This window comes from Nonomuraea sp. NPDC003707 (assembly GCF_053587055.1).
In genome coordinates this window covers 122,510-138,741 of the sequence record NZ_JBSFNK010000009.1, presented here as the reverse complement: position 1 = coordinate 138,741, position 16,232 = coordinate 122,510, and the positions used below count along the sequence as shown (strand labels likewise).

Annotated in this window: 16 protein-coding genes; 13 read left to right on the top strand and 3 right to left on the bottom strand. The window is 70.4% G+C overall.

Annotated elements, in window-relative coordinates:
• Window positions 1-502 precede the first annotated feature (502 nt).
• On the bottom strand, window positions 503-2,005 hold the full coding sequence (locus tag ACWDRB_RS24640; protein ID WP_449897181.1) for a serine/threonine-protein kinase: 1,503 nt from the start codon (window positions 2,003-2,005) through the stop codon (window positions 503-505).
• A 145-nt stretch (window positions 2,006-2,150) separates the two neighbouring features.
• On the opposite strand from ACWDRB_RS24640, the gene ACWDRB_RS24635 reads away from it, so the two are divergent.
• Window positions 2,151-2,531: a hypothetical protein gene (locus tag ACWDRB_RS24635; RefSeq protein WP_449897179.1), complete on the top strand. Its 381-nt coding sequence runs from the start codon at window positions 2,151-2,153 to the stop codon at window positions 2,529-2,531.
• Between the two features lie 106 nt (window positions 2,532-2,637).
• Here ACWDRB_RS24635 and ACWDRB_RS24630 read toward each other — a convergent pair whose 3' ends face one another.
• Both ACWDRB_RS24630 and ACWDRB_RS24625 read right to left on the bottom strand, forming a co-directional pair.
• On the bottom strand, window positions 2,638-3,207 hold the full coding sequence (locus ACWDRB_RS24630) for a CHRD domain-containing protein (RefSeq protein WP_355193126.1): 570 nt from the start codon (window positions 3,205-3,207) through the stop codon (window positions 2,638-2,640).
• A 460-nt stretch (window positions 3,208-3,667) separates the two neighbouring features.
• Entirely contained in the window at window positions 3,668-4,288 is a 621-nt protein-coding gene (locus ACWDRB_RS24625; RefSeq protein ID WP_449897177.1) for a plastocyanin/azurin family copper-binding protein, read from the bottom strand.
• A gap of 495 nt (window positions 4,289-4,783) precedes the next feature.
• On the opposite strand from ACWDRB_RS24625, the gene ACWDRB_RS24620 reads away from it, so the two are divergent.
• The 12 genes from ACWDRB_RS24620 (at window position 4,784) to ACWDRB_RS24565 (ending at window position 16,200) form a co-directional block, all read left to right on the top strand.
• Window positions 4,784-6,454, top strand: coding sequence for a PQQ-dependent sugar dehydrogenase (locus ACWDRB_RS24620; protein WP_449897175.1), 1,671 nt, complete (start codon window positions 4,784-4,786; stop codon window positions 6,452-6,454).
• Window positions 6,455-6,635: 181 nt separating this feature from the next.
• A complete protein-coding gene (locus ACWDRB_RS24615) occupies window positions 6,636-7,745 on the top strand; it encodes a DUF418 domain-containing protein (protein WP_449897173.1) in 1,110 nt (369 codons plus the stop codon).
• Window positions 7,746-7,875: 130 nt separating this feature from the next.
• Window positions 7,876-8,529, top strand: coding sequence for a DUF7711 family protein (locus ACWDRB_RS24610; RefSeq protein ID WP_449897171.1), 654 nt, complete (start codon window positions 7,876-7,878; stop codon window positions 8,527-8,529).
• A gap of 98 nt (window positions 8,530-8,627) precedes the next feature.
• Window positions 8,628-9,374: an SAM-dependent methyltransferase gene (locus ACWDRB_RS24605; protein WP_449897169.1), complete on the top strand. Its 747-nt coding sequence runs from the start codon at window positions 8,628-8,630 to the stop codon at window positions 9,372-9,374.
• A 170-nt stretch (window positions 9,375-9,544) separates the two neighbouring features.
• Window positions 9,545-9,961 (top strand): ArsR/SmtB family transcription factor, encoded by a 417-nt coding sequence (locus ACWDRB_RS24600; RefSeq protein ID WP_449897168.1) that lies wholly within the window; start codon window positions 9,545-9,547, stop codon window positions 9,959-9,961.
• Window positions 9,961-10,860 carry a cation diffusion facilitator family transporter gene (locus ACWDRB_RS24595; RefSeq protein WP_449897166.1) on the top strand — a complete coding sequence of 300 codons (900 nt, stop codon included), beginning with the start codon at window positions 9,961-9,963 and terminating at the stop codon, window positions 10,858-10,860. The genes ACWDRB_RS24600 and ACWDRB_RS24595 overlap by 1 nt, the downstream gene beginning before the upstream one ends.
• 88 nt (window positions 10,861-10,948) lie before the next feature.
• Complete coding sequence (locus tag ACWDRB_RS24590; protein ID WP_449897164.1) at window positions 10,949-11,653, top strand: DUF4097 family beta strand repeat-containing protein; 705 nt, start codon at window positions 10,949-10,951, stop codon at window positions 11,651-11,653.
• A 104-nt stretch (window positions 11,654-11,757) separates the two neighbouring features.
• Window positions 11,758-12,756: a DUF418 domain-containing protein gene (locus ACWDRB_RS24585; protein ID WP_449897162.1), complete on the top strand. Its 999-nt coding sequence runs from the start codon at window positions 11,758-11,760 to the stop codon at window positions 12,754-12,756.
• Window positions 12,757-12,759: 3 nt separating this feature from the next.
• On the top strand, window positions 12,760-13,278 hold the full coding sequence (locus tag ACWDRB_RS24580) for a sigma-70 family RNA polymerase sigma factor (RefSeq protein WP_364251647.1): 519 nt from the start codon (window positions 12,760-12,762) through the stop codon (window positions 13,276-13,278).
• On the top strand, window positions 13,275-14,453 hold the full coding sequence (locus tag ACWDRB_RS24575; protein ID WP_449897159.1) for a hypothetical protein: 1,179 nt from the start codon (window positions 13,275-13,277) through the stop codon (window positions 14,451-14,453). Before ACWDRB_RS24580 ends, ACWDRB_RS24575 begins: the two co-directional genes overlap by 4 nt.
• A gap of 54 nt (window positions 14,454-14,507) precedes the next feature.
• Complete coding sequence (locus ACWDRB_RS24570) at window positions 14,508-15,317, top strand: alpha/beta fold hydrolase (protein WP_449897157.1); 810 nt, start codon at window positions 14,508-14,510, stop codon at window positions 15,315-15,317.
• Window positions 15,318-15,381: 64 nt separating this feature from the next.
• A complete protein-coding gene (locus ACWDRB_RS24565; RefSeq protein ID WP_363979100.1) occupies window positions 15,382-16,200 on the top strand; it encodes a patatin-like phospholipase family protein in 819 nt (272 codons plus the stop codon).
• The last annotated feature ends 32 nt before the right edge of the window (window positions 16,201-16,232 follow it).

Sequence of the window (16,232 nt, the reverse complement as noted above, 5' to 3'; positions counted from 1 at the left end):
CACACTCAAGATCAGCCGCTCTACCGCTGGAGCGCCTGGCCGGAGGAGAAAGCCGCAGGGCCCTCCCGCACGGAACCGTTCACCAAGGGGAGCTCCCGCTGTCAGTGCCACGCCCTCCTGCGAGGTCTCGGGCCAGACCTCGTCGTGGGTGGTGGCGTTCGTGACTCCTGGCGCATGTGGCCGCGACAACCCCTACTGACGTCGCGGGTCGCAGGCCACTGACGTCCTCAGGTCGACTGGCGACCGCGAAACGGGTCTACCTCCGTCGTTTCTGCTGGTCAGGCAAATGATGTTCGGCGGATACGGTGGCAGCCCCACCTCGGTCCCTCGCCTCAGCCGAGTCCATCTCTTCGCCTCATCCGCTTCCGTCGTTTACACCTCAACAGCCGCAGGCTTTTCGCCTCCGCCCCTTGCACCTCAGCCTGCTGACACTGGGGCGAAGTGCTGCCGGAGAAGCCGCCGGTGCCATCCGCAGAGTAAGGGAGCGTCGTTCAGTGGGGTGCTAGCGGTACTTGTTGAGGGCTGTGGCGACGAGCTTGGCGGCGCGGTCGGCGGTGCCGAATCCGGAGCGTCGGGCTCTGACGGTGATGGTCACCTCGACGTTCGACAGTCGGAAGGAGATCTTGGTCTCGTAGACTCGCCACGGCCAGTTGGGCACCTGCCGGGTGTAGCTGAACGCCTCGTCGCCGACCTTCGGCCCCGTGCGGATCTTGGTCTTTTCGTTGCGCTTCGGCTCGTCCTCCATGTACTTGACCATCTGATCATGGGTCAAGTTGGCCGCGGAGGCGCTCGGCAAGCGGAACGCCATGATGTTCAGGCTGGAAGCGTCCTTATTGGTCCAGGAGCAGGTGGTGTCGGTCAGGAACTGGCGCTTCATCGGACCGCCGAACAGCGAGCGCGTCTGGGCGCTGGTCAGCAGATCGCATGCCTCGAAGTCGCGGGAGATGACCGGGGTGGCCTCCGGCGACGAGCCGAACGTCGGCCGCGGGGAATAGGTAAAGGTGACGGGGGGCGCGAGCATGGCGCCGAGTACGCGGATGACGTTCGGGAACAGGTACGGCACGACCACCACCCCTGCCGCCAGGACCAGCACCACCGCGAGCAGGGCGCCCACGACGACCTGGACGCGGCGACGCCGGCGTGGGCGACTGCCCGGGACGGTCCGCGTCCGTGGCGAAGTCGGGACGTCCGTCGTCTCGCCCCGCGAGAGGGCCCTCAACCAGCCGGCCACCTCGTCCGGGGAGCAGCGGCGTACCGGGTCCTTCTCCAGGATCGCGGCCAGCACGGGCGCCAGCGGGCCGGCCAGCCGGAAGGGGGCGGGCTCCTGCATCAGTACGGCGGCCAGGACCGCGGCCTCGTTCGGGCGGGGGAACGGCGGGCCGCCCTCCACCGCCGTGAAGAGCGTGGCGCCGAGTGACCACAGGTCGGCGAGCGGGCCGTCGGCCTCGCCGCGCAGGCGCTCCGGGGCGATGTAGCCGGGCGAGCCGGTCAGCATCCCCGTCTGCGTGAGCCCGGTGTCCCCGGCGATCGTCGCGATGCCGAAGTCGGTGAGCAGCACCCGCCCGTCGTCGGGGAGCAGGACGTTGGCGGGTTTGACGTCCCGGTGCAGGATGCCGGACGCGTGCGCGGCACCGAGGGCATCGAGCATCTGCATGCCGATCTCGGCTACGCGGTGCGGCGGCAGCGGGCCGTCGTCGCGTACGACCCGGTCGAGGGAGCGGCCGCGCACCAGTTCCATGATGATCCACGGCCGGCCGTCGTCCAGGACCACGTCGTGCACGGTGACGATGGACGGGTGGGAGCGCAGCGTCGCCGCGGCGCGCGCTTCCCGGAGCGTGCGTTCGGCCAGTTCGGCCCGCGACGCCTCGTCGAGATCCGACGGGAGCCGGACCTCCTTGATGGCCACTTCCTGTCGGAGGAGCTCGTCCATTGCCCGCCAGACGGTGCCCATGCCGCCCTGGCCGAGCTGCGAAAGCAGCCGATAACGGCCCGCGAGCAACGTCACCGTGCCATTACCGACGTCTCGGACTCCGCGACCATTCGTCGCCTCCTGTCGATATCCGGCTCAGCACGGGCACATCAGATAGTAAGCGAACGGATCGCGAGCGTCAGGGAATGTCGATCAAAGGTCACCCGACACCTTTGGACATTTGGCTCAGGCCGATCTCAGCCTTCCTGGCGATACCTGGCTGCAGACGGTCGCGGCCGGCGCCGACATCGCGGTGTTCGCGATGCAGGCGGCGTTCGCGGCGTTCGGTGCTCTCGATGCTCGTTCGGTGCTCGCGGTGCTCCCTACCTTCACGGCGGTCGGTGCGAGCGGTGCTCACGGCGATCGGTGCTCATGGTGCTGGCAGGGTTCGCGGTGCCCGCGGGGTTGTGGGCTGCGGGGTTGCGGGTTCACAGTGCTCGCGTTCGAGGATCTCGGCGCCGTCCTCACCCCCCTGAGCTGGCCGATGTCCGAGATCTTCTCCGATGGGCTGGGCCGTCCGTTCGCTAGGTCTGCGAGTCCGATGACGACGTTCGCCGTCTGACCTCGGCTGCCTGGCGGCCCCTTGGTGTCTGGCTCGATGAGCAAGGGGGCCGCGCCGACGTGCCCGCGCTGCGGCTCGGCCCTGGTCTGCGCACCTTTCAGCATGTTTACCAGTGGTGGGCGCCGTGGAGCTGGCCGCGGACCGCGCCGTCGGGGAACTCAGAGGTGTGCAGGTTGGCGTACCAGTTCTTCGGGTTCTTCTTGATTCCGTTGAGGACACTGGTGTCCTTGACACGGACGGAGCCGGAGCTCGTGTTGCCACGGGTGGTGCCGTTGGACAGCAGGTCGATGACGACGGGGCCGTTCGTGCCGGCCTTGCCCCGGTGAATGTGGAAGGCGGTGGGCTTGGCGACCTTCTTCCACTGGACGAAGTAGTAGAGGCGGTTGCCCTTGATGCGGAACTTCGCGGCTGCCAGGCCGTTCCGGTCGTTGACCTTCTTGCCGGCCTCCGGCACCTCGTTCTTGCCGAGAAGAACTGCGGTGAAGTAGTACGTCTTGGCCGCGCTGGCCACCTTTGCGTTGGCCACCTTGGCGCTGGTGAACGTGGCGGGGGCGGCGTTGGCCGGTGCCGAGGTGACGGCCAGGGCCGCGGTCGAGGCCAGTGCCGCGATGGCCGCGCCGGCCACTGCACGCCGCCACTGGATACGCCCGTTGCTGATCTGCTCGAAAGTGTTCATGGGTACCTGCCTCCGGTTGGTCTTACGGATCTCTTCGGACAGAGCAGGACGTTAGTGAGGTGGTCTCCGACGTTCTGTGGACAAATCCGCATAAGGCGCTTGAGTGATCAGTGTCACAAAGCCCGAGGCGGACAGACCAAAACCCGGTGCCGACTTCGTGCGGGGCTCAGACGAGCGAAGGGCGGTGAGCGGCGAGTGGAAGCTGGCGACGGGCAGATGAAGGCCCGCGACGGGCGTGCCAAGGCGGTAGACGGCGGGTAAAGCCTGGCGACGGGCGGGTGACCGGCTGGGGGCGAGCGGGTGAAGGCTGGCGGCGAGCGGGTGAAGGCTGGCGGCGAGCGGGTGAAGGCTGGGGGCGGGTGTGAAGGGGTGACGGTATTTGGCTTGGCGTGGGTGGGGTGCTGAGTGGTGTGGTTTTGGGGTGGAGCTGGCTTGGGCTGGTTGACGGTTTGTATGTGGGTTACTGGGTGACGTCGAGTTCTGCGCGCATGCCCATGGCGTAGTGCCCCGGGAAGTTGCAGATCAGCTCGTACCGTCCAGGCTGCAGGGTCAGCGTCGCCCAGCCTGCGGACCCGGGTGCGATGCCTCCGCCCTCGCCTGCGGCGCAGTTGTGGGACGCCTCGCCGACGGAGCCCGTCTCGCTTACGCGGTTGTCGGCTCCGATCGGCTGCTTCCCGATGGGCTTACCCGCCGCGAGCGGCAGTACGACCACCTCGTGGGCCAGGGTGCCGGTGTTGGAGGCACGGAGAGACACGGTGCCTGCCGTGACCTTGGCCGGCTTCACGGTCAGGCGCATGGGCGCTGCGCCGGCCGTGTCGGTCAGGTCGACGTCCACCACCTTGCCCGGCAGCGGTGGAGGGGTGCATTCTTGGGCGAGCCGCGACCTGGCCACCTGCCCCGTGGCCGTCGGTGTGCCGGTGAACAGTTGGCCTGTGGCTGTTGATGTGCCGGTGGACAACTGCCCTGTGACCGTTGGTGTGTGGGTGAACAGCTGCTCTGTGGCCGTTGGTGTGCCGGTGAACAGTGCGGCTGTTATTGCGACTGCTGCGGTGCCTGCGGACCAGACGTCGTGAGGCCTCATCGGGCTCACCCCCCGAGTGCGCGTGTGCTCACCCGTCTCCCGCGTCATGGTCGAGCTCGACCGGCGAGCGTCCCTCTTCCAGACTACGCGTGGCACACCCACCAGGACTCGCGCGAGCCCATCAAGCGCCGTATGGCCTCGCGTGAGCGGCGCATCCTCGTACCCAGGCGGGCCTGACCGCGTTCGTGGCGTCGTGCGGCAGGGTGAGGAGCAGGGTGGAGGAGATCATCGTGGGAGCCGCCGTCGGCATTGCCGTGACCCTCGTCGGTGCTCCTCTTCCGGGTGAGTGCCGGGCCGGCCGGAGCCGGCTGCCTGATGAGACAGGGATCGGAAAGGGTGGGTTGAATACGTAAGCGCCGGATGTTGAAAGTTTCAGTCACCACGTGGCCGTCGTCGCAGATGGGCGGGACGCGCGGGTCGCCGTGATTGAGGTCCCGCGGTTGCGGTGCCTACGGTGCTGGGGTCCGCACACGTGATCCCGTCAAGGAGTCCGTCATGCGCGCCCGTGTCGTACCTGCCCTGATTCTGGCCCTGATCGCCCTCATCGTCAGCGCTCCCGAGGCACGCGCTCAGGTGCTCGGGGGTTTCGACTTCGCCAGGGCGGAGGTGTCCGTCACGGGGCTGCAGGTGCCGTGGGGGCTGGCGTTCCTGCCGGACGGCAGCGCGCTGGTCTCCGAGCGGAACACCGGGCGGATCCTCCAGGTACGGCCCGGCCAGACCCCCACCCAGGTCGCCACCGTGAACGGGGTGAGCGCTTCCGGTGAGAGCGGCCTGCTCGGCATCGCGGCCAGGGACGGCTGGGTGTATGCGTACTTCACCAGCACCGCCGGGGACAACCGCCTGGTCAGGTTCCAGTTGAGCGCCCCTCAGACACAGACGGTGATCTTCTCCGGCGTCCCGAGCGCCACCATCCACGACGGCGGCCGCCTGGCGTTCGGCCCGGACGGCATGCTCTACCTGAGCACCGGCGACGCCAGCAACACCAGCAACGCCCAGAACCTCAACAGCCCCGCCGGCAAGATCCTGCGCATGACGCCCACCGGTGGGGTGCCTTCGGACAATCCGTTCGCGGGATCCCGCGTCTGGAGCTACGGCCACCGCAATGTGCAGGGCCTGGCCTGGGACTCCCAAGGCAGGATGTACGCCAGCGAATTCGGCCAGAACACCTGGGACGAGATCAACCAGATCGTCGCGGGCGGCAACTACGGCTGGCCCACCTGCGAAGGCAACTGCGGCAACTCCTCCTTCCGCAACCCCATCGTCACCTGGACGACCGCCGAGGCGTCGCCGAGCGGGCTCGCGTACGCCAACAACACGCTCTTCGCCGCGGCTTTGGGCGGCCGGCGCCTCTGGACGGTGCCGCTGACCGGCAGCGGCACTCCCGGCACGCCGGTGGCCGAATTCCAGTCCGTGTACGGACGCCTCCGCGCGGTCGCGCTCGGACCCGACGGCTGGCTCTGGGTGACGACCAGCAACCGGGACGGCCGCGGCACACCGGTTGCCCAGGACGACCGCATCATCCGCATCCCGCCCGCCACGAGCGGAACCGACACCACCCCGCCGACCGCCCCCGGCAACCTGGCCGCCTCCGCGACCACCTCCACCGGCACCACGCTGACCTGGACCGCCTCGACCGACAACGTCGGCGTGACCGGCTACGACGTCCTGCGCGCGCCGGGCTCGTCCGGCGGCACCTTCACGCAGGTGGGCACCGCTGCGACCGCCTCGTTCACCGACACCGGGCTGACCGCCGCCACCACCTACCGCTACCAGGTACGTGCCCGCGACGCGGCAAGCAATTTGTCGCCGGTGTCCAACACGGTCACGGTCACCACCGGTCCGGGCGGTAGCACCGGCGGATGCACGGCCACGCCGACCACCCAGACCCAGTGGAGCACCGGCTACGTGATCCAGCCGGTCACGGTCGCCAACACCGGGACCGCCACGACCACGGGCTGGACGGTGACGTTCACGCTGCCCAGCGGGCACGCCGTCACCGGCTCATGGAACGCCACGCTGACCGTCAGCGGCCAGACCGTCACGGTCAGGAACGCCGGTCACAACGGCACGCTCGCGCCTGGCCAGAGCACGACGTTCGGCTTCCAGGCCAGCCGTCCCAACGGCGACACCCAGACTCCTTCCGCCTATCGGTGCACGAGTCCCTGACCTGGCCGCCCGTTTCGCTGGGGAGACTGAACGACGTCGCGGGGCCGCGTCATCGGCGGTTGCTGCTGATGGCAGCTTCGGGGATTGACCAAAGATGTAAGGCCGTACATCGATCGATGTACGGCTCATTTCGCCCGACGGGACGACAGGGAGCAGCCACCGCGCCACCAGGCTTGATGGTGTGACCAGACGTATCGACGCGCTTGACGTGTTACGGGGCGTGGCCATCATGGGCACGCTCGGCACGAACATCTGGATCTTCACCGCGCCCGGCGGGTCCGCCGAGTTCCTTCAGTTCGGGGGCGGCGCCGGTGTGGTGGAGACGTTCCTGCGATTCCTGTCCAACGGCAAGTTCCTCGGGCTGTTGACCCTGCTCTTCGGCGTCGGCCTGGAGCTGCAGTACCGCAGCGCGGTCCGGCGCGGGCTGACGTGGCCGGGCAGGTATCTCTGGCGCGCGACGCTGCTGTTCGTCGAGGGGGCGCTGCACTACGTGCTGGTCTTCGAGTTCGACGTGCTGATGGGGTACGCGATCACCTCGATGATCGTGGCGTACCTGGTGGGCAGGAGCCGCCGCGCGGTCACCGCCTGGATGGTCGCCGCGGGGGCGGTGCACGTCGCCATGGTGACTCTGATCACGGCAGCCCTGATGGCGGGGCCGGCGGGTGGCGGGACCCCGATCTACCCCCAGGACGGCTGGCTCGACCAGGTCGCCTTCCGTCTGCGGCATGTCGCCGTCTTCCGTGCGGAGCTGGTGTTCATCATCCCCATGGGCATCGTGCTGTTCCTGCTCGGCGCCCGCCTGTTGCGCGCCGGCGTCTTCGAGGAGGACGGCGCGGGCCTGCGGAGGAAGCTGATCGTCATCGGCCTCGGCGTCGGTGTGCCGCTGAACCTGGCCACCTCCTTCGCGGGGCCGGCCTGGTTCGCCGTCGACCGCTATCTCATGGCGCCGCTGGTCGCCCTGGGTCTGCTGGGGCTGATCACCTCGATCGTGCTCGGCATGCGTGGTGCGCCGGGCGTGCTCAGGAGGGGGATCACGGACGTGGGGCGTACGGCGCTGTCCTGCTACGTCTTCCAGAATCTGGCGGCCAGTGTCCTCTGTTACGGCTGGGGTCTGGGGCTGGCGGGTCGGTTCGATGGGCTGCGGCCGTGGTGGGTGCCGGTGGCGTGGGCCGGGATCTGCGTGCTGTTCATGGTGCTGTCGTCGTTGTGGCTGCGCCGGTTCGGTCGCGGGCCGCTGGAGCTGGCCTGGCAATGGGCCTACCAGGCACCGGCCCTGGCGCGACGTCCCTGACAACCGGCGGCCATGCGCGGGTGACCGGGCCGAAGCGGCCGGCGGCATGAGGGCAGTGGGCGGGGCGGCTGGAGGGGGTGGGGAGACCGTACGCTGGGTCGCGAGTCCGGGACAGGGAGGCGAGCGGACGATGCGCTACCGGCGAGCGGTGGAGAGGCTGCGGCAGCTCGCCCAGGCCTGCGAGCAGACCCGGCGCGTGCCGGCGGACGAACCCTTCCTGCGCGCCGCGCACGTCTTCGGCAACCTGCTCACAGGTGCCGACCCCGTCGATCACCTCGAGATCGTCCTGGTGCTGAACCTCCCGCCGGAGGAGGTGACCTGGGGCTCCCAGCCGCCCGGCACCGCGTGGCTGGTCGATTTCCTCCGGCTGGACCAGGGCGGGGTCGCGTACTGGTGGCGCTCCCATCTGGATCCGGTGGAGAACCATCGCATCCACGACCCGGTGCGGTTCTGGTCGCTGGACGGGCCCGAGCAGGACGTGCTCGACGCGCTGGCCGAGCGGCGCTTCGACCGGGTGCGTGAGGTGACGTCCCGGCCTCAGGAGGAGCCCGCCCAGGTCGCCGGGGAGTTGCGGGCGGCGCTGGACCATCTGCGTGCCGTACGCGACTCGTACTGGGACCGGCAGTGGCGCCGGCGGCACCGCAGCCTGGGGCGATACCCCGAGCACCACCTGTGGGAGGCCGTTCAGGGCTATCTGGACCTTCTCGACACGCACGAAGACGGGCACGAGCACGAGGACGGGCATGAGGAAATTCGATTGCCGCCGGAATCCGCGGAGGGCTAGGGTCGCGATCACCATCTCGTGACGGAGGAGTTGCTTTATGCGTGTCGATGAGCTGACCGACTCGGTACATCAGCCATCACACGTAAGGACTCACGATCTTGGATCTGCCACGTAGCTTCACCATCCGGGAGAGCAGCCACCGGATCATCAACGCGTTCACCCCTGAGAAGCTGGCCACGCTCGGCGCGGCGATCGGGCTGCGGCCCGGAGCCACCGTGCTCGATCTGTGCTGCGGCAAGGGTGAGATGTTGTGCACCTGGTCCCGTGATCATGGGATCACCGGCGCCGGGGTCGACATCAGCACCGTCTTCCTCGCCGCCGCCCGCGAGCGAGCCGCCGAGCTCGGCGTCGGCGAGCGGGTGACGTTCACGCACGGGGACGCCTCCACGTACGTGGCCGGCGAGCAGGTCGACGTCGCGGCGTGTGTCGGTGCGACGTGGATCGGCGGCGGGACCGCCGGCACGGTCGCGCTGCTGGAGCGCAGCCTGCGCCCGGGCGGCACGATGCTGATCGGCGAGGTGTTCTGGCGGGCCGAACCGCCCAGCCAGGAGGCCGTCGAGGCGTGCCACGCGACCTCGCGCGACGACTTCGGGACGCTGCCCGACCTCTTCGAGCTGTTCGACGGGCTCGGGTACGACGTCGTCGAGATGGTGCTCGCCGACGAGGACAGCTGGGACCGGTACGTCGCCGCCCAGTGGCGCAACCTGCGTACCTGGCTGGACGCCAACCCCGGCGACGAGCTCGCGCCCGAACTGCGCGCCGAGCTGTCGCGCGAGCCGATGCGTTACGTCCGCTTCCAGCGGCACCTGCTCGGCTGGGGCGTGTTCGCCCTCATGAAGCGCTGAGCTCCGCGGAGGTCAGGCCCGGCCTGTTCAGGCCGGGCCTGACCACCGCCAGAGCAGAAGGCCGGAGCAGAAGGCCGGGCTGGAGCCCCTTCAACGCGGCGGTCAGGTTTGAAAGAGGACGCGCGGAGAAACTTAACGGTGGGATCACTTCGCGGGCTATTGTTGTTTATATGAATAGCTCTTCAAGTGAGCGAGTCGTCTTGTCGCCGGACGGCTGCGCGGTCCGGGTCGTCGACCCCGACCGGGTCGCCGCCGTGTGCGAGCGGATGCCGGCGGCCGACGATCTGGCCGACACCGCCGACGTCTTCGGCCTGCTGTCCGATCCGAACCGGCTGCGGCTGCTCGTGGCGCTGCTGGACGGAGAGCTGTGCGTGTGCGACCTCGCGGCCGTGACCGGCCAGAGCGAGTCCGCGGTCTCCCACGCCCTGCGGCTGCTGCGCGCCCACCGCATCGTCGTCGCCCGGCGCGCCGGGCGGATGGCGTACTACCGGCTGGACGACCCCCACGTACGCATGCTGCTCGACCTGGCGCTCGCCCACACCGAGCACACCGAGGCCATCCACCCCGAACGGGGCGGGGCCGACTGATGGGCGCCGGGCACGGACACGGGCACGCCGGCGCCCAGCACCGGTGGCGGCTGGCGGTCTCCTTCGTCCTGATCGGCGCGTTCTTCGTGGTCGAGCTGGTCTACGGCCTGATCTCCGGCTCGCTGGCGCTGATGTCGGACGCCGGGCACATGGCCGCCGACGTCGTCACCCTGGGCGCCGCTCTGGTGGCCACCCGCATCGCCACCCGGCCGGACGCCACGGGAAGGCGCAGCTACGGCTCCTACCGGGCCGAGGTGTTCGCTTCCCTGCTGGCCGTGGTCATGATGCTCGGCGTCGCGCTGTACGTGGTCTTGGAGGCCATCGGGCGGATCGGCGAACCCGCGGAGGTCTCCTCCGGCCCGATGCTCGTCGTCGGCGGCATCGGCCTGGTCGTCAACCTCATCGCCCTGTTGCTGCTGCGTGCCGGGGCCGCCGAGAGCCTCAACGTCAAGGGCGCCTACCTGGAGGTCGTGGCCGACACGGCCGGGTCCGTCGGCGTCATCGTGGCGGGCTGGCTGATCGCGGCCACCGGTCAGACGTTCTGGGACACCGTCGTCGCCCTCGCCATCGGCGTCTTCGTCGCCCTGCGCGCGGTCTCCCTCGGCCGTCAGGTCTTCGCGGTGCTGGGGCAGCACGTGCCCGAGGGCATGGACGCGGCCGCGGTGGCGGCCGACCTGGCGGCGCTCGAAGGCGTACGCGACGTGCACGACCTGCACCTGTGGACCCTCACCTCCGGCATGAACGTCGCCACCGCCCACCTCGTCACCGTCGACCCGAAGGACCACCATGCCATCCTGGACAAGGCCCGCGACCTGCTGCTCCGCCGCCACGGCGTGGCGCACGCGACCCTTCAGGTGGAGCCCGCCGACCACACCGGCTGCGACGAGCTCGGCTGGTGACCGCCCCCGCCCCTGAGGGACTCTTCAGGGACGTCTCAGGGAACTCCCCGACGCCCGGGCGGGGCCTGGTGAACCACACTTGGGCGTCATGGGCATGAAGAGAGCGGGCATGATCGCAGGGCTGCTGGGGGTCGCGGCGGTGTTGACCGGGTGCGGCCTCGCCGGCCCCCTCGATGAGGACACCAAGTCCTACGACGTCACCGACAAGGTGGCCGGCATCAGGATCGGGTCCGACTCCGGCACCGTCGAGGTGGTGGAGTCGGACCGCCAGGGCATCCGCGTGACCGAGCATCTCGTCTGGCGCAAGAACAAGCCGGAGACCAGCCACGGCGTGGAGGGCGACACGCTCGCCCTGACGTACAAGTGCCCCCGCAGCTGGGGACTGGGCAACGGGGCCGTGGCCTGCGACGTGAACTACAAGGTGGAGATCCCCAAGGGGCTCCGCGTCAAGATCGACTCCGACTCCGGGGACCTGACGCTGAAGGGCCTGTCCGGCGAGGTGGACGTCCGCAGCGACTCCGGGGTGATCGAGGCCGGCGGGCTGTCGGGCAAGCGGGTCGTCACGGAGACCGACTCGGGGGACGTCGAGCTGGTCTTCACCGCGCAGCCGGACAAGGTCGTGAGCTCCTCGGACTCGGGCTCGATCACGGTTCGCGTGCCGCAGGGGCCGTACAACGTGATCGCCAAGACCGACTCCGGCAGCAAGGACGTCACGGCGGCCACCGACGCCTCGGCGCCGCGTACGATCGAGCTTTCCAGCGACTCCGGCAACCTGGAGGTCGCCACCCCCTGAACCCCCCGAACCCTTTGAGGTCACAGGTCCGGCCGAAAGTACTGTCGCGAACCCTGCTTCCGGCCGAAGCCGCCACCGGCATGAGGCCCGCAGGATGAGGCGTCATGCCACCCGAAACTCCCGATTCCCGAAGAAGGGCGCGGATCACCGCGCTCGACGTCATACGCGGCTTCGCGCTCTGCGGGATCCTCCTGGCCAACGTCCAGCCGATCTCCCACGTCGGCGACGCCCTCGTCCCCGTCCAGCACGCGGCGGAGACCCCTGGCGCGATGTGGATGGGGCTGCTGGTCGAGCAGCGGTTCTTCCCGATCTTCTCGCTGCTGTTCGGCATCGGCTTCTCGCTGCTCCTGGAGTCCGCGGCAGGGCGCACCGCCAGTCCGCGGCTGCTCCTGCTGCGCCGGCTCCTGGTGCTGCTCGCGATGGGGCTGGTGCACATGTTCGCGCTCTGGCGGGGCGACATCCTGACGATCTACGCCGTCGTCGGCCTGGTGGTGCTCCTGCCCTCGACCTGGCTGCCGCGCTGGGCCGTGGCGGGCCTCGCCGTCGCGTTCCTCGCCGCGGCGCTGGCCTTCGGCGGCGGGACCGCGCTGGTCCCCGGGCTGTTCCTGGCCGGGTCCGCGCTGACCCGGTACGGGGTGATCGACCGGATCGAGCGCTCCGCCCCCGTGGCGCTGACCGCGCTCTTCGCGGCCGGCGCGGCGGTCGCCCTGTGGCTGCAGGCCCGCGCGCAGGACGGATCGCTCGCCATCGGCGGGCTCCTGATGGCGGGCGTGTACGTGTGTGGCCTGCTGGTCCTGCTCAGGACGCCGCTCCGGCCGGTCCTGCAGGCCGTCTTCGCCCCACTGGGCCGGATGGCGCTGACCAACTACCTGTCCGCCACGATCCTCGTCCTGGTGATCTCCAGGGCCGTGGCGAGCCCGCCGGAGACCTGGCCGGTGACGACGGTGCTGCTGATCGCCGGCGCGATCCTCGCGGCCCAGTGGCTGGTCTCCACCCTCTGGCTGCGCCGCTTCCGGTACGGCCCCATGGAGTGGCTCTGGCGCTGGGCCACCTGGCTGCGCCGCCCGGCGATGCAGCGGATCGGGGACGGTGCGCGTTCCTAAGGCATGAACGGTGAGACAGTCGCTCGCGCGCCCGCGCCGCCCGAAGCCGAGGCGGTGCTGGCGAGTCTGTACCGCGAGCACTGGCTCGCCCTGGTGCGCCTGGCCGTGCTGCTCGTCGGCGACCGGGAGAGCGCCGAGGACGTCGTGCAGGACGTCTTCTCCAGGTTGCACGGCAAACGCCCCGGGAAGCTCACCCTGGCCTACGTCCGCGTCTGCGTGCTGAACGCCTCCCGCTCGGTCCTGCGCAGGCGCGGCGTGGCCGCCCGGGCGCCGCTGGGCGGGCCGGGCGAGCCGGTGGACTCCGCGGAGACGGCGGCGCTGCTGGGAGAGTCGCGCGAGGAGATGCTCGACGCGCTGGCCCGGCTGCCCAGGCGGCAGCGCGAGGTCCTCGTCCTGCGTTACTACCTCGATCTTTCCGACGCCGAGATCGCGAAGGCGACGCGCGTCAGGCAGAGCACCGTGCGGTCCACCGCCTCCAGGGCCCTGGACCGGCTCCAGCGCGAACTGGGAGGCAAGGCATGACCGGCATCGAGGAACGCCTCAGGGACGCGCTGGCCGCCAGGGCCGAGGCCGTACGCGACGACGGGCGGCCCCGCCGCCTGCCCGCGCCGCGCGAGCGGTCGTCCGGCGCGAGGTGGTGGGCGCCGCTGGCGGTGGCGGCCGCGATCCTGATCGTGGTGGCGACCACCGTCGCGGTCACCCGTACGGTCGCCTCACCCGCTCCGGCGGTCCGGCCGACCCCCGAGACCTTGGTGGCCCCCGCCGAGCAGATGTGGCCGGGCGCCGTGCACGAGATCCCGGTCAAGGGACCGGGCGGCGGCGGGTTCCTACCGGACGTGTTCGTCACCGACCGGGTCGTGGTTGGACGGGGGTTCCCCAAGGACCGGCCCGGCGAGATCTGGTCGTACGACCTGGACAAGCGGACGTTCGCCAGGATCGCGCGGCTCAAGAAGGAGGATGTGGGGAACCACCCGCTGGTCTTCGGCGACGGTCACCTGGCGTGGTCGGCGTTCAGCGGCCGTATGAAGGAGGTCTGGACGGTGCCGGTCACGGGTGGCGTGCCCCGCCGGATCTTCTCGGACCGCGCCACGGTCACCCGCGACAACATGACCTTGGGGATCAGCCGCATGGCCATCGCGGACGGCACGGTCATGTGGTCGCCCGAGGAGGGTGGCGTCTACCGGGCCCCGCTGAAGGGCGGCAAGGCGACCTTGATCGACGGGACGAAGGGTTACAGCCTGGTCGAATGGCCCTGGGCCGGGTCGCCGCGAAATGACAACCTGGCGGACGACTTCAGCCGGCGTCCCGTGGAGCACCTGAAGAACCTGCTCACCGGCGAACGCAGGGACGTGACCGCTCCCGCCGGGCGACCGTCGTGGGCCGACTGTGGGGTGACGTGGTGCTTCAACGGCGTCGAGGCGTGGCGGCGCGACGGCACGGGCCTGCGGAGGCTGCCGGGGGCCGCCTCCGGGGAGATCTACTCGGGCCGCTTCGTCCTGCTCCGCCAGCGGCCGTCCGGCGGAAAGCAGCCGATCGGCGTGCACGACCTCGCCACGGGACGCACCGGCCTGCTGTTCCAGATCTCGACGCTCACGGGCGGCAAGCCCCCTACCCTTCATCTGCAGGACAGCATCGCCTGGTTCCAGACGGGACGCGACACTCAGGTGCTCGTCAATCTGTCCGCCATCGGCCGATGAGTTTCGCCGGCGACGCGAGTCATAGCCACGACGGTGAAACGACTGGAGGTTTCCATGACGACCACGCACACCCTCGCCATCCCGGGCGGACGCCTGAGCTACGAGGTCCGCGGCGCCGGCCCGGTGCTGGTGATCACGGGGTCGCCGATGGCCGCGGCCGACTTCGCGCCGCTGGCCGAGGCGATGGCGGGCGACTACACGGTGGTCACCCACGACCCGCGGGGCATCTCGGGCAGCGTGCTCGACGACCCCACCCAGGACTCCACCCCCGAGCTGCGGGCCGACGACCTGGCCCTGCTCCTGGACGCCCTGGGCGCCGAGACCGCCGACGTGTTCGGCAGCAGCGGCGGCGCGGTGACCGGCCTGGCGCTGGTGGCCCGGCACCCCGGCCGGGTCCGTACGCTCGTCGCGCACGAGCCGCCCTCGCTGGAGCTGCTCCCTGACGCCGCCGACCAGCGCGCCGCGACCGAGGACATCATCGCGACCTACCACCGGGACGGCGTCTGGGCGGCTTTCGCGAAGTTCATGGCCACCGCCGGGTTCGACGAGGGCGACGAGGGCGCCCCGGCCGGGCCTCCCGGGGAGCCGACGGAGCAGATGCTGGCCGACAGCGCGCGCTTCTTCGCCCATGAGCTGCGCGGCACCACCCGCTACGTGCCCGACGTCGCCGCGCTGAAAGCCGCCCCGGCCCAGGTCGTGGTGGGCATCGGTGACGAGTCGGGCGGGCTGGTCACGTACCGGACCTCCGTGGCGCTGGCCGAGCTGCTGGGCACGACTCCGACGGAGTTCCCCGGCGACCACGGCGGATTCATCGGCAGGACCGAGGAGTTCGCCGCGGTGCTGCGTAAGGTGCTCGCCGGCTGAGATCGGCGGAAGACGCCTGCGGGCCCCGGGCGTTGGGGTGGAAGAACCCCTATGAGGAGGGCCGATGAGCAAGCGGGCACTGGTACTGGGTGGCGGCGGGGTCGCCGGGATCGCGTGGACGACGGGCGTGCTGGCGGCGCTCGCCGACGGCGGTGTGGACGTGACAGGGGCCGACCGCATCGTCGGCACGTCGGCGGGCTCGGCGGTCGCCGCCCAGGTCACCAGCGGCCGGCCGCTCTCCGAGCTGCTGGAACGGCAGGTCGATCCTGCGCTCCAGACGCTCGAACTGCCCAGCGGGGTGCGGGTGGAGGAGATGTGGGCGAAGCTCATGGAGGTCTACGAGAGCACGTCCGACCCGGTCGAGCAGCGGCGGAAGATCGGCGCGCTGGCGCTGGCCGCCGACACGATCAGCGAGGCCAGGCGGCGCGAGGTGATCGAGGCCCGGCTGCCCGTGCACGAGTGGCCGCGGCGTGACCTGGTGATCGTGGCGGTCGAGGCGGTCAGCGGCGAGACCCGGCTGTTCGATCCCGGGTCGGGGGTGGAGCTGGTGGACGCGGTGGCGGCCAGTTGCGCGGTGCCCGGCGTGTGGCCGTGCGTGACGATCGACGGGGTCCGCTACATGGACGGCGGCGTGCGTACGAGCACCAACTCCGACCTCGCGGCCGGGTTCGACCGGGTGCTGGTGCTGGCCCCGATGCCCGACGTCGGCGAGCCGTCCTGGGCCGCGCTCGACGGCCGGGTCGAGGTGATCGGGCCGGACGCCGACTCGCTGGCCGCCTTCGGGATCGACCCGCTCGACCCGGCGGTACGCACGCCCAGCGCCCGAGCCGGTTACGCCCAGGGCCGCGGCGCGGTCGCCCAGGTGGCGGCGCTCTGGGAGTGAACGGCTTGAACCTCCCGCCACGGGAGGTTCTA

Bases quoted from the DNA above. Each gene is read 5' to 3' on its own strand.
- ACWDRB_RS24630 (WP_355193126.1), bottom strand. From the start codon at position 3,207: ATGAACACTTTCGAGCAGATCAGCAACGGGCGTATCCAGTGGCGGCGT.
- ACWDRB_RS24625 (WP_449897177.1), bottom strand. From the start codon at position 4,288: ATGAGGCCTCACGACGTCTGGTCCGCAGGCACCGCAGCAGTCGCAATA.
- ACWDRB_RS24620 (WP_449897175.1), top strand. From the start codon at position 4,784: ATGCGCGCCCGTGTCGTACCTGCCCTGATTCTGGCCCTGATCGCCCTC.
- ACWDRB_RS24610 (WP_449897171.1), top strand. From the start codon at position 7,876: ATGCGCTACCGGCGAGCGGTGGAGAGGCTGCGGCAGCTCGCCCAGGCC.
- ACWDRB_RS24600 (WP_449897168.1), top strand. From the start codon at position 9,545: ATGAATAGCTCTTCAAGTGAGCGAGTCGTCTTGTCGCCGGACGGCTGC.
- ACWDRB_RS24595 (WP_449897166.1), top strand. From the start codon at position 9,961: ATGGGCGCCGGGCACGGACACGGGCACGCCGGCGCCCAGCACCGGTGG.
- ACWDRB_RS24590 (WP_449897164.1), top strand. From the start codon at position 10,949: ATGGGCATGAAGAGAGCGGGCATGATCGCAGGGCTGCTGGGGGTCGCG.
- ACWDRB_RS24585 (WP_449897162.1), top strand. From the start codon at position 11,758: ATGCCACCCGAAACTCCCGATTCCCGAAGAAGGGCGCGGATCACCGCG.
- ACWDRB_RS24580 (WP_364251647.1), top strand. From the start codon at position 12,760: ATGAACGGTGAGACAGTCGCTCGCGCGCCCGCGCCGCCCGAAGCCGAG.
- ACWDRB_RS24575 (WP_449897159.1), top strand. From the start codon at position 13,275: ATGACCGGCATCGAGGAACGCCTCAGGGACGCGCTGGCCGCCAGGGCC.
- ACWDRB_RS24570 (WP_449897157.1), top strand. From the start codon at position 14,508: ATGACGACCACGCACACCCTCGCCATCCCGGGCGGACGCCTGAGCTAC.
- ACWDRB_RS24565 (WP_363979100.1), top strand. From the start codon at position 15,382: ATGAGCAAGCGGGCACTGGTACTGGGTGGCGGCGGGGTCGCCGGGATC.